A 15,629-nucleotide genomic window follows, 5' to 3' on the forward strand; every position below is an offset into this window, starting at 1 on the left:
GACGCCCATCGTGCCCTGGATCGGTTCACGACGCGGCCGGGCGCGGTGCGCGATGTCGCGGGTCACCGGAAGTCCCGCGAGCTCGAGGGGACGCGCAGGTCGAGGCGCTCGACGCGGTCGGCGACGAGGTTGACCACGCTCGGGGCGTCGTGGGCCCGCTCGACACGCCCGCGGATCACGAGCGCGGCGCTGGTGCGGGCCACCACCCGGTGGCGCGCCCACAGGCCCTCCGAGCAGACGACGTTGAGCATGCCCGTCTCGTCCTCGAGGTTGAGGAACGTCGTGCCGCCCGCGGTGGCGGGGCGCTGGCGGTGGGTCACCACCCCGCCGACCTCGATGCGCTCCCCCTCGGGCACGCGGGCGACCGCGGCCACCGACAGCGCCCCGCGCTCCTCGAGCGCGGCGCGCAGGTGGGTCACCGGGTGGCTGTCGGGGGTCAGCCCGGTGGCCCACACGTCGGCGACGGTGAGCTCGACCGCGCTCATGCCCGGCAGCGCGGGCGCCTCGAGCCCGACGGCGGTGTCGGGCAGGCGGTCGTGGCGCACGCCGTCGCGCACCACCCCGACCCCGGCCGCCGCCGCCCCGGCCGCCCAGAGCGCCTCACGGCGGTCGAGCCCGAAGCACCCCAGGGCCCCGGCCGTCGCGAGGGCCTCGACGTGGGCGGTGGTGAGCTCCGCGCGCCGGGCGAGGTCGGCGACGTCGCGGTAGGGACCGTGCTCGGTACCGCTCCCGGTGCCGCTCTCGGTGCCGCCCTCGGTCCCGTCCCGGCGGGCCACGATCCGGGCGGCCACCTCGTCGCCGAGCCCGCGCACCCCGGCCAGCCCGAGGCGCACGGCGACCCCGCCGGCGCTGTCGGGGTGCGGCTCGAGGCCGGGGGTGTCGGCGGCGACGAGGACGTCCGGGCCGAGCACCACCACCCCGTGCCGGCGGGCGTCGGCGGTGAGCGACTGCGGTGAGTAGAAGCCCATCGGCTGGGCGCGCAGCAGCGCCGCGCAGAAGGCGGCCGGGTAGTAGAGCTTGTACCAGGCGCTGACGTAGACCAGCGACGCGAAGCTGATCGAGTGGCTCTCCGGGAAGCCGAAGTTCGCGAACGCCTTGGTCTTGGAGAAGATCGTGTCCGCGAGGTCGCCGGTGATCCCGTTGGCCGCCATGCCCTCGTAGAACCGCGCGCGCATCCGCTCGATCCGCTCGCTGGAGCGCTTGGCCGACAGCGCCCGGCGCAGCTCGTCGGCCTCGGCGGCGGAGAAGCCGGCGACGTCGACCGCGAGCTGCATGAGCTGCTCCTGGAACAGCGGCACCCCGAGGGTCTTCTCCAGCGCGGGCTCGCAGAGCGGGTGGTCGTAGACGACACGCTCCAGCCCGTTGCGGCGCCGGATGTAGGGGTGCACCGACCCGCCCTGGATCGGCCCGGGGCGGATGAGCGCGACCTCGACGACCAGGTCGTAGAACTCGCGGGGCCGCAGCCGCGGCAGCGTCGCCATCTGCGCCCGGGACTCGACCTGGAACACGCCCACCGAGTCGCCCTCGGCGAGCATGGCGAACACCGCCGGATCGGTGGCCTGCAGGTCGTGCAGCTTCACCCGCACCCCGTGGTGCTCGGCGACGAGGTCGGCGGCGTAGTGAAGCACCGAGAGCATCCCGAGCCCCAGCAGGTCGATCTTGACCAGGCCCACCGCCGCCGCGTCGTCCTTGTCCCACTGGATGACGCTGCGCCCCGGCATCCGCCCCCACTCGACGGGCACCACCTGGTCGACCGGCCGGTCGCAGATGACCATGCCGCCGGAGTGGATGCCGAGGTGGCGCGGGAAGCCCGCGATCTGCTCGGCGAGCGACGCCACCGCCGGCGGCATCTCGGGCACCTGCCCCGCCAGCTCGGCACCTGGTCCCCACCGGTCGATCTGCTTGCTCCACGCGTCCTGCTGGCCCTGCGCGAACCCCAGCGCCCGGGCCGCGTCGCGCACCGCCGAGCGCGGCCGGTAGGTGATGACGTTGGCGACCTGCGCGGCCCGGTCGCGCCCGTAGCGCGCGTAGACGTACTGGATGGCCTCCTCGCGGCGGTCGGACTCGATGTCGAGGTCGATGTCGGGGTAGCCGTCGCGCTCCGGGGACAGGAAGCGCTCGAACAGCAGGTTCATCGCGACCGCGTCGACGTGGGTGATGCCCAGCGCGAAGCAGACCGCCGAGTTGGCTGCCGACCCCCGGCCCTGGCAGTAGATGTCGTGGTCGACGCAGAACTGCACGATGTCGGCGACGATGAGGAAGTAGCCGGGGAAGCCCTGGCGCTCGATGACGTCGAGCTCGTGGTCGATCACCTCGAACGCCCGGGGGGAGCGCAGCCGGTCGCCGTAGCGCACCGCCGCCCCCATCCACGTCAGCCGGCGCAGCCAGCTCGCCTCCGTCTCGCCCTCGGGCACCGCGAACGGCGGCAGCTCGGGCGCCAGCAGCTCGAGGCCGAACGCGCACTCGCGACCCAGCCGCGCGGCGTGGGCGACGGCCTGGGGGTGGCGGGCGAACCGCTGCGCCATCTCCGCCCCGGACCGCAGGTGCGCCGGGCCCGGCGGCAGCCAGCCCTCGGCGTCGTCGAGGCTGCGGCGCGCCCGCACCGCGCCGAGCGCGGCGGCGAGCCGCGCGCGGTCCGGCGTCGCGTAGTGGGCGCCGGTGGTGGCCACGGTGCGCAGGCCCCGCCCCCGGTCGGCGCGCCCGGCGAGCTCGGCGAGCGCCGCGTTGCGCTCGGTGTCGTCCGGCAGGCCCTGGTCGGTGAGCTCGACCGCGACGTTCTCGGCCCCGAACAGCGCGACCAGCCGGTCGATCTCGCGCGCCGCGCCGTCGGCCCCCTCGGCGGCCAGGGCCCGGCGCACCGACCCCTTGCGGCAGCCCGTCAGCACCTGGACGTGGCCCCCGAGCGTCGACGCGACCCGCTCCGGGTCGTACACCGGGCGGCCCTTCTCGCCGTGGGTGTGCATCTGCCCCTCGGTGATCGCCCGCGAGATCGCCCGGTAGCCGTCGGGGTCGCGGGCGAGGACCAGCAGGTGGTCGCCCTCGGGGTCGGGTACGCCGTTCTGCGGGGCGGTCAGGCCCAGCGAGAGCTCCGCGCCGTAGACCGTCGGGACCCCCAGCTCCTGGGCGGCCTCGGCGAAGCGGACCACGCCGTACATGCCGTCGTGGTCGGTGAGCGCGATCGCCTCGAGCCCCAGCCGCGCGGCCTCCTCGACCAGCTCCTCGGGGTGCGACGCGCCGTCGAGGAAGCTGAAGTTGGAGTGCACGTGCAGCTCGGCGTAGGGGACGGTCAGGCCCGCGTCCCCGGCCCGCGACCCCGGCGGCGGACGGTAGGGCGTGCGGTGCCGCGACCAGGCCGGGCTGTCGCCACCGTCGCCGGGGAACTGCTCGTCGCGCGGCGGGCGGATGCGCCCCGGGCCGTCGACCCGCTCGCTGTCGTCGAACGCGAGCGGGTCGCGGACGAAGCCGTCGGGGACCTCCCACTCCGGCGGCCAGGGGCCGACGTGCCCCGCGTGCGGCCCGTCCCGGTGGCTCCCCCGACCCTGCTGATCCGCCTGATCCGACCGGCCGCCCCGGCCCTGGATCGCATCGCGCGAGCCGTTGCCCCGCCCCTGCATGCTCGGGTTGTCGGACGGGCGCCCGGACAGGAGGCGCTCCATCTCCGACCAGTCGACCGGCGGGTTGCTCCACCCCATCAGTCGTAGATCCCTTCCACCGCCCAGCGGCCGTCGCGGTGGACCAGCAGCAGGGCCCGGCCGACCGCGTCGGCGCCGGAGGCGACCGGGTCGGGCGCCAGGTCGGCCGCCGGGTCGGGCTCGGGGTCGCGGCCGGCGGCGAGCTCGTCGGCGTCGGTGCTGCAGACCACCTGGATGCGCACGCTGCCCTCGGCCCCGACCTCGGCCACGGCACGGGGGTCCCACCAGCGTCCGGGGTCGGGCCACGGGCCGCCCCAGGCGCGGACCGGCGCGGTGGGGGCGGCCGGGTCGGTGCCGAGCGCGACGTGGGCCGGCGGCGCGGTGAGCCGGCCACGGGAGGCGCGGCGCACCGGCACCCCCTCGGCGTCGAGCACCCGCGCCGGCAGCGGCTCGGGCGGGACCCGGGCCGGCGAGGGCGCGGGGAGCGCGCCGGGCCAGGGCGCCTCCGGGTCGATCGCCGGGGTGCGCTCGTCGCCCCAGGGCACCAGCCGGATCCGCTCCCCCGGCCCGCGCCCGCCCCCGGCGACCCCGGTGAGCACCTCCTCGGGACCGAGCAGGCCCTGGACCCGCACGAGCGCGCGCCCGGCCCGCTCGTCGGCGACCCCGACCTCGCCCCAGAGCCCGAGCTGCAGGCGCCCGGCCTCGACGACCTCCTCGGGCACCAGGCGCAGCACGACGAGCCCGCCGTCACGGCTGCCCGGCCCCGGACCGCCCTGCCCACGCCGCGACAGCCAGCCCTCGAGCTGCCAGCGCACGCGGTCGGCGGTGCCGTGCGGGGTCAGCGGCTCGGCGCAGCGCCACACCCGGGCCAGCTCCTCGCCCTCGGTGGTGCGCGCCTGCACCCCGAGACGCGTGCACGCGAGCCCGGCCCGCCCCAGCGCCTCGTGCAGCCGCTCGGCCAATGAGCGGGCGGCGAAGGCGGCGGCGTCGACCCGGTCGACGGGGGGGTCGAGCGGGAGCTCCACGGTGAGCTCGTCGGGGATGCGCCGCCGCGAGGGCGGGCGCTCGTCGAGCCCGCGGGCCAGCCGGTGGGCCCGCACCGCGGCCGCGTCGAAGCGCGAGGCCACGTCGGTGGCCGACAGGTCGGCGAAGGCCCCGAGCGTGCGCAGCCCCAGCCGGCGCAGCAGGCCGATGAGCTCCGCGCGGGCGGCGCTCGCGTCGTCGTCGGCGCCGGCGGTGTCGGGCTCGACCCCCGGTTCGAGCGCGAGCTCGGTGACCGGCAGCGGCGCCAGGAACCCCGGGCTCTCCCCCGGCGGCACGAGCAGCGACCGGCGCGCGGCGAGCCCCGCCGCGAACAGCCCGTCCGCGACCCCGACCTGGCACTCGACGCGGGTGCGCCCCGCCACGTGGTCGACCAGGCGCTCGGCCACGACCTCCTCGCCGCCGAAGTACCGCGCCGGCCCGCGCGCCGAGAGCGCGACCAGCCCCGGGCGGACCACCTCGACCCCGGGCGCCAGCTCCTCGACCGCCGCCGCGACCGGCTCGAAGCAGCGGGCGTCGCGCTCGGGATCGCGGGCGAGCACCGCGAGGTCCGGGCAGCGGGCCTGGGCCTCGCGCCGGCGCAGCCCCCGGCGGACGCCCTGGGCGCGCGCCGTCGCCGAGCAGGCCACCACCCGGTGCGCCGCGAGGACCGCCGCGGGCCGGGCGGGCGGCAGCCCCGCGTCGGCGGCACCCGCCACCACCGGCCAGTCGGGACACCACAGCGCGAGCACCCGCGCCGGCGCGCTCACCCCGCCACCCCGATGCGGGCGGGCGCCGGGAGGGGCTCGCCGGTCTGCCCGGCCCGGCGCGGTGGGCCGGTGAGCGGCGCCCCGATCGGCAGCTCGCCGTCCGGCAGGCACGTCCCGGCCGGCCCGGGCAGCAGCAGCGGCTCCTCCTGATCGCCGGGGCGGCCCCGCGCGGCGCAGCGGACGCGGACCCGCCGCGAGCGCAGCCGTCCCGTGCCGTCGCCCCCGAGCCCGGCCCAGGCGCTGCCCTCGGCGCGCAGCTCGACCTCGGCGCCCGGCCACGCGCCCGCCGCGCCGACCGGCACCAGCACCGCGCCCCGCTGGCGGACCCGGGCGCCGAGCCGCTGCCGCTCGCCCGCGGGCCACCGCACGCCGGGCAGCGTGGTGTCGAGCACGACCACGTCCACCCCGTCGACCAGCGCCGCCACCACCGCCGCCGGCCGCGGACCGGGCCGGGGCACCAGCGCCGTGCGCGCCAGGTCGAGCCCCGCCTCCGCGGCCGCCTGGACCCCCAGGTCCGGCAGCCCGACCACCGCGCACCACGACCCGGCCCGCGATGCCTCGGCCAGCAGCGCGAGCAGCAGCGACGTCGACCCGCACACCGCGACCGCCGACCCGCGCCGCAGCCCGCCGTGGGGCAGCAGCCCGGCCAGCGGCGCGCTCACCGGCAGCACCGCGCTGCCCTCGCGGTCGGCCGGCACCGGCTCCGGACTCGCGACCGGCTCCGGGGGCGCGACCGGCCCCGGGCCCGGCTCCGGGCGCTCCTCCACCGGCGCCCCGCGACGCGCGGATCGCCGCCCCCGCAGCTCCGAGGCCCGCACCACCCCGAGGTCGGACCACCGCCGCGACGGGGCCTGCCCGTCGAACAACGACGACGCACCGCCCATGAGCGCCTCCTCGAACACGTGTTCGAACAACGAGGAAACGCTAGCCCACACCCCCGACAGTCGCCGAGTCCCCGGGCGAGGGTCACCCCGGCGGTCGGGTCCGCCGTCTCAGCCCGGCGTGGCCGTCCGCAGCGGGCCGAGCTCCCACCGGCCGTCGCCCTGCAGCTCGAGGCGGGTGTCGTGGAACGCCTCGAGGCTGCTGCGGTGGCCGACGCTGACCACGATCAGCTCCGGCAGCTCCCGGCGCAACAGCGTGTAGAGCTCGTGCTCGAGCCCCTCGTCGAGCGCCGCCGTGGCCTCGTCGAGGAAGACGACGTCCGGGCGGGCGAGCAGCAGCCGGCCGAACCCGAGGCGCTGCTGCTCGCCGGGCGAGAGCTCCCGCCACCACACGCGTTCCTCGTCGAGCCGCTCGGCCAGCTGCCCCAGGGACACCGCGCGCAGCACGTCGGCGATCCGGTCGTCGCCGACCTCCTCGGGCGGCTCAGGGTAGGTCACGCCGGTCCTCAGGTCGCCGAGGGGCACGTAGGGCTGCTGGCCGAGGAACACGGCGTGGGGCCCGGTCGGCCGGGCGACCTCGCCGTCGGCGAACGGCCAGAGGTCGGCCAGGCTGCGCAGCAGCGTCGTCTTGCCGTACCCGGACCGTCCGGTGACGAGGAGCCGGTCCCCCGGGCCGAGGTCCAGCTCCAGGTCCTCCACCAGGACCGCGCCGTCGGGCCGGCGCACGGTGAGGTCACGGACGGCGACCCCCTCGGCCCGCTGGGCCACCCCGACCTCGGGGAGCTCGCGGGCCTCCTCGTCGGCGTCGAGGAGGCCGGTCAGGCGGTCGAGCACCGCGCGGTAGGCCGCGAACTGGTCGTAGGCGTTGCGGAAGAACGACAGCCCGTCGTGGACCTGGCCGAAGGCGCTCGCCGTCTGCTGGACGTCGCCGAGGGTGATGGCCTGGGCGAAGAAGCGCGGCGCCTGGATGATGATCGGGAAGACCACGGAGATCTGGGTGACCACCAGGTTGAAGCCCTGGAACCGCAGGTTCCGTCGCACGATCCGCCAGTAGTTGGCGATGACGGCGGCGAACCGGGCGTCGAGCGTGCGCTTCTCCGGCGCCTCGCCGCGCAGGAAGGCGATGTTCTCGGCGTTGTCGCGCACCCGCACGAGGCCGTACCGGTAGTTCGCGCCGAGCCCCTCGTTGAGGAAGTTCAGCCGGATCAGCGGCTTGCCGATGCGGAACGCGATGACCGTCGCGACGATCACGTAGAGGAACGCGAGGAACGTCATCGCGCGCGGGATCTCCACGCCGGCGATCGACAACGGGCCCGAGAGCTCCCAGAGCACGAAGGTGAACGACGCGACCGAGAGCACGGCGTTGACCGCGCCCGAGGGCCCCACGGAGAGGTCCACGGACGTGTCCGCGAAGGAGGTGATGTCCTCCTGGATGCGCTGGTCGGGGTTGTCGACCTGGTGCGGGGTGAACCGTGACCGGTGGTAGGCCCGCCCGCCCAGCCAGTCGCCCAGCAGCCGCTCGTTGAGCCACTCCCGCAGCCGGATCACGAAGGCCTGGCCCAGGTAGTAGGCCACCAGGACCTCCGCCACGTAGATCGTCGCGAGGATCGCGAAGACGCCCACGGCGGCCCAGAACCCGCCGGCGTCGAGGTCCTGCAGCGCGGTGTAGAGCGCGTTGCTGTTGTAGGACAGCAGGACGTTGAGCCGGACCGCGACGACGACCAGCGCCAGGAGCGCGAGGACCATCAGCAGGGGCCGCCACCCCTGGTCGCCGCCGGGCCGCAGCCACGGACCCACGAGGCGCCGGACCTGCCGGCCCCACGTGGTCGTCCGCGCGAGGAGCACGGCCACGAGCACGACCACCACGACGGTCGCGACGAAGACCGCGGCGATCCAGATCAGGGACGCGAGCCATTCCTGGCCCCAGTCGATGTCGCCCACCCGCGCCCCCTCGCCTGCCGGAAGATCGGCGCAGCGTAGCGACGGTCCGCGGCGGTGTCGGGACCGGTCCGGACGGTCGCCCCCGGTCGCCGATGCCCGGGCGGACCGGCAGGGTCCACCCCATGACCGAGCGCGTCCTCGTCACCGGCGCCGCCGGGCGGATCGGCGGCTACCTGCGCACCCGCCTCGCCCGTCCCGGCCGCGTCCTGCGCCTGCTCGACGTGCGGGAACCCGCGGACCCGGGCGACGGCGAGGAGGTCGTCACCGCGTCGGTCACCGACCTCGACGCGCTGGTCGACGCCTGCCGGGAGACCGACGCCGTCGTCCACCTCGGCGGCTACGCGGGCGAAGAGGCGTGGGAGGACGTCCTCGCGACCAACATCCACGGCACCTACGTCGTGTTCGAGGCCGCGCGCCGGGCCGCGGTGCCGCGGGTGGTGTTCGCGAGCAGCAACCACGCCGCCGGTTTCCACCCCACCGTCGACCCCGTCCCCGACGACCTCCTGCCCCGGCCGGACACCTTCTACGGCGTCGGGAAGGTGGCCGGGGAGGCGCTCGGCAGCCTGTACCACGACCGTCACGGCCTCGACGTCGTCTGCCTGCGGATCGGGACGTGCCGCGAGGCCCCGACCGACGCCCGCGGGCTCGCGACCTGGCTCTCCCCCGACGACTGCGGCCGGCTCGTCGAGGCCGCGCTGACCTGCCGCTCCCCCGGTTTCCGCGTCGTGTGGGGCGTCTCGGCCAACACCCGCCGGCGGTGGGCGCTGTCGGGGGCGCACGAGCTCGGGTACCGCCCGCAGGACGACGCCGAGGTGTTCGCGACCGAGGTCGGCGACCGCGTCGCCGCCACCGACGTCTACGTCGGCGGGGAGTTCTGCGGCCCCGCCGACGCCCCGGCCTGAGCCACGATCTCCTCCTCGACCCGGATCGCCTCCTCCATCAGCAGATCGGCCAGTCGGACGAGGAAGGTCTCGTCGAGGCCGTGCGCCCGCGCGTGCTCCGCGGCCCGCCGCTCCACCTCGTCGGCGCGGCCGGGCTGGAACACGGGCATCCCGGCCCGCGCCTTCACCGCCCCGACCCGCTCGATGCAGCGCATCCGGTCGCGGACGAGGCCGTAGAGGGCCTCGTCGATGCCGTCGAGCTCGGCGCGCAGCGCCGCGAGCTCCTCCGCCGTGGTCACGGTTCCCCACCTTCTCGACGCAGAGTGATGACAAACGGATGACGTTGCGCGCGAAGAGCCCTACGGTACTCCTCATGGCCCTGTCGACGGCTACGTTGCGTGCCGCAGCGCCGTTCCTCCCCGTCGCCGCGGGCCTGTTCTGCATCCAGCTCGACTTCTTCTCGCTCGGCCTGGCCCTGCCGACCATCGCCGTCGACCTCGGCACGACGGTGACGAACCTGCAGTGGCTGCTCAGCGGCTACATGATCGCCCTCGGCGCCCTGCTCATCCCGGCGGGACGGCTCGGCGAGATGCTCGGGCGCCGGGAGGTCGTGCTCGCCGGGATCGCGCTGTTCGGGCTGACCTCGCTGGTGTGCGGCCTGACGAGCTCGGTGCCGGTGCTGATCGGCGCGCGGGTGGCGCAGGGCCTCGGCGCGGCCCTGATCATGCCGTCGAGCTTCGCACTGGTCACCAACGCGACGACCGAGCGGGAGCGACCGGGGGTCACCGGCGTGCTGCTCGGCATCTCCGGTGTCGGCACCGCCCTCGGGCCGGTCGTCGGCGGCGTCCTGTCCTCGACGGTCGGCTGGCGCTGGGTGTTCCTCGTCAACGTGCCCGTGGCGCTGGTGGCGCTCTGGGGCGGGCGCCGGATGCGCACGTCGCGCGACGAGGAGGCCGGGCGCGACCTGCGCACCCTCGACTGGTGGGGCGTCGTCACCGTCGTCGGCGGCCTCGTGGCGGTCAGCGTGGCCATCGACGACGTCGGCGTGCAGGGCTGGACGAACCCGGCGACGTGGGGACCGCTGCTCGGCGGCGTGCTGCTCCTCGTCGCGTTCGCGGTCCGCGAGCGCCACGCCCCCGCCCCGCTCGTCCGGCCCTCGCTCGTGCGCAACCGCGTGTTCGTGCTGCTCTGCCTAACCGGGACCCTGGCCAACGTCGGCACCGTGGGCTACGTCGTCGCCGCGACCATCGACCTGCAGACGCTGCGGGGCCTGCCCGCGGCCGCAGCCGGGCTGGCGTTCGTGGTCTCGTCGGTCGGCCTCGCCGTGACCGGTCCGCTGTCCGGGTGGCTGACGACGAAGGTCCCGCCCGGCCTCGTCATGGCGGTGTCGGTGATCGCGGGCGCGCCGGCGCTCGTGCTGCTCGCCCTCGCCGAACCCCTGCCGCTCTACGTCGTGGCGCTCGGCCTGTGCGGGCTGACCACCGGCATGGGCTACGGGCTCGGCCCGCTGGCGGTGCAGAACGTCCTGCCCCCGCAGCGCTCGGCCGAGGCCACCGGCGTCGTGCTCACCTCGTTGATCTGCGTCGGCGGCATCGGCATCGTCGCGGTCACGGCGGTCATCGAGGCCGTGGGACCGCGCCCCCCGACGAGCGCCGGCGTGGCCCTCACCCTCGTCGCGATCGCGGCGCTCCTGCTCGTCGCCGGCGTGGCGACGCTCGTCAGCCAGTGGCCGCGCCGGCGGGCCGCCGAGAGCACCGATCCCGTACCCGCCTGAGGAGGACGACCGTGGCCAGTGTGGAGGCCGAGCGCTTCGCCGCGATGCTGCGGCAGGCGCCGCGGATGGCCGAGATGCCGCTCGACCAGCAGCGGGCCGCCGGCGAGCACGCCGAGGACCTCAGCGCCGCCCCCGAGGGAATCACCTACGAGACCGTCGCCGAGGACGGCGTCACGGGGGTCTGGGCTACGGGCCCGACCCACACCGCCACGGTGCTCTACCTCTTCGGCGGCGGGCACGTCATCACCTCGCCCGCGGCGCGGCACAAGTTCGCCGGCCACCTCGCCCGCGCCCTCGACGCTCGCGTCCTGCTGCTCGACTACCCGCTCGCGCCCGAGCACCCGTACCCGCAGGACGTGGACGCCGCGGTCCGCGCCGCCCGGTGGCTGCTCGAGGCGCAGGGCGTCGCGGCCGATCGCCTCGTCCTCGCCGGTGAGTCGTCCGGGGGCGGGCTCGTCCTCGAGACGCTCCTGGCCGCCGCCCGCGCCGGGCTCCCGCGCCCCGGCGCGGCATACCTGATGTCGCCGTGGGCCGACCTCACCTGCCGGTCCGCCGCGTTCGACCAGCGCAGCGACGTGGACCTCGAGTGCAGCCGCGAGAGCCTGCGGCGGATGGCCGGCCAGTACCTCGACGGCCACGACCCCGCCGACCCGGCCGCCTCGCCCGCTCTCGCGCCGCCCGCGGAGGTCGCCGGCGCGTGGCCGCCGCTGCTCGTGCAGGTCGGCAGCCACGAGGTGCTGCTCGACGACGCGCTGGCCGTGACCCGCGCGGCAGCGCTCGCCGACGTCCCGGTGACGCTGGACGTCTGGTCGGAGATGCAGCACTTCTTCCAGCTCGGCGTCGGGATCTACCCGGAGGCGGCCGCAGCGCTGGCGCGCGCCGGGACCTGGCTGCGGGAGCTGCTTGCGTCCTAGTGCGCGAAGTGCCGGGTGCCGGTGAGGTACATGGTGACGCCGGCCCGCTGCGCCGCCTCGATCACCTGCTCGTCGCGCACCGACCCGCCGGGCTGGACGACAGCCGCGACGCCCGCCTCGGCGAGGACCTCGAAGCCGTCCGGGAAGGGGAAGAACGCGTCCGAGGCGGCCACGGCACCGCGCACGCGGTCGCCGGCGCGGGTCACCGCGAGCCGGGCGGCGTCGACGCGGTTGACCTGGCCCATGCCGACGCCGACGGTGGCGCCGTCGTGGGCCAGCAGGATCGCGTTCGACTTGACCGCGCGGCAGGCCCGCCAGGCGAACGCGAGGTCCGCGAGGACGGCCTCGGAGGCCGCCTCGCCGCACGCCAGCGTCCAGGTCGCCGGGTCGTCGCCGGGCGCGTCGACGGCGTCGCGCTGCTGGAGCAGCAGGCCCCCGGAGATCGGGCGCTGCTCGACCGGCGACGGCGCCCAGGTCGCGGTCAGCACGCGGATGTTCTTCTTGCGGGTCAGCACGTCGAGCGCGCCGTCGGCGTAGGACGGGGCGACGATCACCTCGGTGAAGATCTCCGAGACGGTCTCGGCCATGGCCACGCTGACCTCGGTGTTCGCGGCGATGACACCCCCGAACGCGCTGGTGGGGTCGCAGGCGTGGGCCTTGCGGTGCGCGGCGGCCACGTCGTCGTCACCGTCGTCGTCACCGGTCGCCACCGCGATCCCGCAGGGGTTGGCGTGCTTGATGATCGCGACGCAGACCCCGTCGTGGTCGTGCGCGGCCCGCCACGCGGCGTCGGTGTCGACGTAGTTGTTGTACGACATCTCCTTGCCGTGCAGCTGCGTCGCGCCCGCGACGCCCGAGGCCACCTCCGGGTCGCCGTAGAGTGCGGCGGCCTGGTGCGGGTTCTCGCCGTAGCGCAGCACCGCGCGGCGCCGGGCCGTGGTGCCGACCCAGCCCGGGAACGGCGAGCCCGGCACCGACGGATCCGGGTCGGACGTCAGCACGTTGCCCATCCACGACGCCACCGCGACGTCGTAGGACGCGGTGTGCCGGAACGCCTCGGCGGCGAGGCCGCGCCGGTCGGCCAGCGTCACCCCGCCTGCCGCGACCTGCTCGAGCACCCACGCGTAGCGCGTCGGGTCGGTGACGACGGCGACGGACTCGTGGTTCTTCGCGGCCGCGCGGATCATCGCCGGGCCGCCGATGTCGATCTGCTCGACGCAGTCGTCGGGCGAGGCGCCGGACGCGACGGTCTGGGTGAACGGGTAGAGGTTGACCACGAGCAGGTCGAACGGCGCGATGTCCAGCGACTCGAGCGCCTCGGTGTGGGTGGGCAGCCGCATGTCGGCGAGCAGGCCCGCGTGCACGCGCGGGTGCAGCGTCTTGACCCGCCCGTCGAGGCACTCCGGGAACCCGGTGACCTCCTCCACGCGCGTCACCGGCACGCCCGCGTCCTGGATGCGGCCGGCCGTCGACCCGGTGGAGACCACCTCGACGCCCGCCGCGTGCAGCCCGGTGGCCAGATCGAGCAGGCCCGCCTTGTCGAACACGCTGACCAGCGCGCGACGGACGGGACGCCGCCCTTCGACGCCGGTGGTGGGGTGGGCCTCGGTGGCGGTCACGGAATGTTCACTCCTCGTCCGGTGACGGTGGCGCCGTGGCGGGCGAGCGCGGCCACGGTCTCGACGAGCATCCGGCGCTCGACCACCTTGATGCGCTCGTGCAGCGTGTCCTCGGTGTCGTCCGGCTCGACCCCGACGGCCTCCTGGGCCAGGACCGGCCCCGTGTCGACGCCGGCGTCGACCAGGTGCACGGTCGCGCCGGTGACCTTCACCCCGTAGTCGACGGTGTCGCGCACGGGGTGGGCGCCGGGGAAGGCCGGCAGCAGGGCCGGGTGCGTGTTGATGGTGCGGCCGCCGAAGCGGGCCAGGAACGTCTCGCCGAGCAGCCGGGCGAAACCCGCGGACACGACGAGGTCGGGCTCGGCGGCCGCGACGGCGTCGGCCAGCGCGGCGTCCCAGACGACGCGGTCGCCGTACTCGGCGGGCCGGACCACGGCGATGTCGACCCCCGCGGCCGTCGCGCGGTCCAGGGCGCCGACGCCGGCCCGGTCGGAGACGACCGCGACGACCCGCGCCGGGTAGTCCGCGCTCTCGCACGCGTCGAGCAGGGCCTGCAGCAGGCTCCCCGACCCGGAGGCGAGGACGACGACGCGGGCGGGCACGGGCAGGATCAGCCGGTGCGGCTCGGTGGTGGTCAGCGCTGCTCCCGGGCGGATGTGGATGTCCCGCCCAGGTTAGCTGCGACCGTCACCACCAGCAGCAACGCCCTCGGAGCCCTCGGGGCCCTCGGAGCCCTCGGGCTCGGCCGCCGACCCGGCCTCCTCCGCGGGCGCCGGATCGGGCTCCTGCTCCGGGGTCCGCTCCGCGGTCCGCGCCGGGGCCGCCGGGCGCCGCGATCGCGACCGCCGCCGGGTGACCGAGTTGTCCGACTCGTCCGCGTCGTCCGCGTCGTCCGAGGCCGTCCCGATCGGCACCGCGAGCAGGGCGACGACCAGACCAGGCACCAGCACCCAGGCCAGCACCGCCAGCGCGACGGGGCCGGCGGGCACGGTGACCGGGTCGAACGGGCCCGCCCCGAGCCGCCCGCCGGACACGGCCGCGGCCAGCCCGAGCAGCAGGGCCGCGGAGACGGCCGCGACGACGACCTCGCGCACCCGCGTCGCCGCGTCCGGGGCCGTCGGCGCGAGACGCCAGCCGACGAGGCTCCCGACGGCGAGCGGGACGGCGAACGCGAGCCCGGCCCAGGTCGGCGGCGGGCTCTGCGGGAGGACGGCGGCCAGCGGGATCGGCGGGAGCAGGCCCGAGCTGATCGCGGTCGGCGTCGCCGAGGCGGCCCCGATCGACACCCCGGGCCCGATCAGCCACGACGCCGCCCCGACGACCGCGTTCGGCAGGTAGGCGAGCGTGAGCAGCGTCAGCCCGGCGCCGCTGCCCGCCTCCGGCGCGACGTCGGCGACCACGTCCGCCACCGCGGCCGCGTCCGCGAGCAGAGCCGCGAGCAGGAGACCGGCGCCGGCGGTGAGCAGCCCCGCGGTCGCGACGAGCCCGCCACGCAGGCCGTGGCGCGCCCACCGCGGCAGGCGGCGCGGCAGCGCGAGCAGCCCGCACGGACGCGCCACGCCCGCGACGGCCGCGAGCCCGGCCAGCACCCCGCACACGACGCCGGCGAGGCCGGGCGAGGCGTCGACCACCGTCTCCGGCGTGAGCAGCGCGGCGGCCAGCACGCCGATGACCGCGTGCGCCGCCGCGGCCGTCGCGACCACCGGCACCCCGACCCCGTGCAGCAGGCCGGCGGGCCGCCCGTCGCCCTCGAGGCGCACCACCGCGCCCCGCGCGACGGTGGCCACCAGGACCGCGAGCAGCGCCGCGGGCGCCAGGGGCAGCACGCCCAGCGGGACGCCGGTGACCTGCAGCGGGACCAGGTGCGCGACCAGCCACAACGGGATCCCGACGGCCAGCGCCTGGCCCAGGCCGGGCTCGCCGCCCGGGGTGGTGCCCGATGCGAGCGCCGCGACGACGCCGGCCACCACCACGGCGATGCCGTAGCAGGTCAGCGGGGGCAGGAGCGCCACCCGCGCGAGGACCGGGACCCAGGCGGGGGCGCCCGTCGTCGCCTCCGTCCCGTCGGAACCGGCGGCCTCACGCCGACCGCCGCCCCGGCCACCGCGCCGCGGCGAGGGGCTTGTCCGCACGGTCACGACCCGACCATGTCAGCCGACGGGTCCCGGCCGGCGCTCCCACGCCGCGCGCCGTCCGG

Annotated in this window: 11 protein-coding genes; 3 read left to right on the forward strand and 8 right to left on the reverse strand. The window is 76.6% G+C overall.

Annotated features, from left to right (window positions below; translation table 11 throughout):
* Positions 1 to 62 precede the first annotated feature (62 nt).
* From PH190_RS01820 to PH190_RS01835, 4 genes are all read right to left on the reverse strand, one after another.
* Positions 63 to 3,692: an error-prone DNA polymerase gene (locus PH190_RS01820; protein WP_274229799.1), complete on the reverse strand. Its 3,630-nt coding sequence runs from the start codon at positions 3,690 to 3,692 to the stop codon at positions 63 to 65.
* Positions 3,692 to 5,422, reverse strand: coding sequence for a DNA polymerase Y family protein (locus PH190_RS01825; RefSeq protein ID WP_274229800.1), 1,731 nt, complete (start codon positions 5,420 to 5,422; stop codon positions 3,692 to 3,694). Before PH190_RS01825 ends, PH190_RS01820 begins: the two co-directional genes overlap by 1 nt.
* A complete protein-coding gene (locus tag PH190_RS01830; RefSeq protein WP_274229801.1) occupies positions 5,419 to 6,336 on the reverse strand; it encodes a hypothetical protein in 918 nt (305 codons plus the stop codon). The genes PH190_RS01825 and PH190_RS01830 overlap by 4 nt, the downstream gene beginning before the upstream one ends.
* 78 nt (positions 6,337 to 6,414) lie before the next feature.
* On the reverse strand, positions 6,415 to 8,244 hold the full coding sequence (locus tag PH190_RS01835) for an ABC transporter ATP-binding protein/permease (RefSeq protein WP_274229802.1): 1,830 nt from the start codon (positions 8,242 to 8,244) through the stop codon (positions 6,415 to 6,417).
* A gap of 122 nt (positions 8,245 to 8,366) precedes the next feature.
* On the opposite strand from PH190_RS01835, the gene PH190_RS01840 reads away from it, so the two are divergent.
* Positions 8,367 to 9,146 carry an NAD-dependent epimerase/dehydratase family protein gene (locus PH190_RS01840; RefSeq protein WP_274229803.1) on the forward strand — a complete coding sequence of 260 codons (780 nt, stop codon included), beginning with the start codon at positions 8,367 to 8,369 and terminating at the stop codon, positions 9,144 to 9,146.
* Here PH190_RS01840 and PH190_RS01845 read toward each other — a convergent pair.
* Positions 9,101 to 9,424: a chorismate mutase gene (locus PH190_RS01845; RefSeq protein ID WP_274229804.1), complete on the reverse strand. Its 324-nt coding sequence runs from the start codon at positions 9,422 to 9,424 to the stop codon at positions 9,101 to 9,103. The genes PH190_RS01840 and PH190_RS01845 overlap by 46 nt on opposite strands.
* A 74-nt stretch (positions 9,425 to 9,498) precedes the next feature.
* On the opposite strand from PH190_RS01845, the gene PH190_RS01850 reads away from it, so the two are divergent.
* Both PH190_RS01850 and PH190_RS01855 read left to right on the forward strand, forming a co-directional pair.
* Entirely contained in the window at positions 9,499 to 10,899 is a 1,401-nt protein-coding gene (locus PH190_RS01850) for an MFS transporter (protein WP_274229805.1), read from the forward strand.
* 11 nt (positions 10,900 to 10,910) lie between these two features.
* Positions 10,911 to 11,813 carry an alpha/beta hydrolase fold domain-containing protein gene (locus PH190_RS01855; RefSeq protein ID WP_274229806.1) on the forward strand — a complete coding sequence of 301 codons (903 nt, stop codon included), beginning with the start codon at positions 10,911 to 10,913 and terminating at the stop codon, positions 11,811 to 11,813.
* Here the strand turns inward: PH190_RS01855 and purH are convergent.
* From purH to PH190_RS01870, 3 genes are read right to left on the reverse strand one after another with little or no spacing between them, the layout of a single operon-like run.
* Entirely contained in the window at positions 11,810 to 13,432 is a 1,623-nt protein-coding gene (gene purH, locus PH190_RS01860; protein ID WP_274229807.1) for a bifunctional phosphoribosylaminoimidazolecarboxamide formyltransferase/IMP cyclohydrolase, read from the reverse strand. The two genes, PH190_RS01855 and purH, sit on opposite strands and share 4 nt — an antisense overlap.
* Complete coding sequence (gene purN / locus PH190_RS01865) at positions 13,429 to 14,046, reverse strand: phosphoribosylglycinamide formyltransferase (protein WP_274230043.1); 618 nt, start codon at positions 14,044 to 14,046, stop codon at positions 13,429 to 13,431. Before purN ends, purH begins: the two co-directional genes overlap by 4 nt.
* A gap of 60 nt (positions 14,047 to 14,106) precedes the next feature.
* On the reverse strand, positions 14,107 to 15,570 hold the full coding sequence (locus PH190_RS01870; RefSeq protein ID WP_274229808.1) for a cell division protein PerM: 1,464 nt from the start codon (positions 15,568 to 15,570) through the stop codon (positions 14,107 to 14,109).
* Between the last annotated feature and the right edge of the window lie 59 nt (positions 15,571 to 15,629).

The organism is Actinomycetospora straminea, assembly GCF_028737255.1.
Lineage (GTDB): Bacteria > Actinomycetota > Actinomycetes > Mycobacteriales > Pseudonocardiaceae > Actinomycetospora > Actinomycetospora straminea.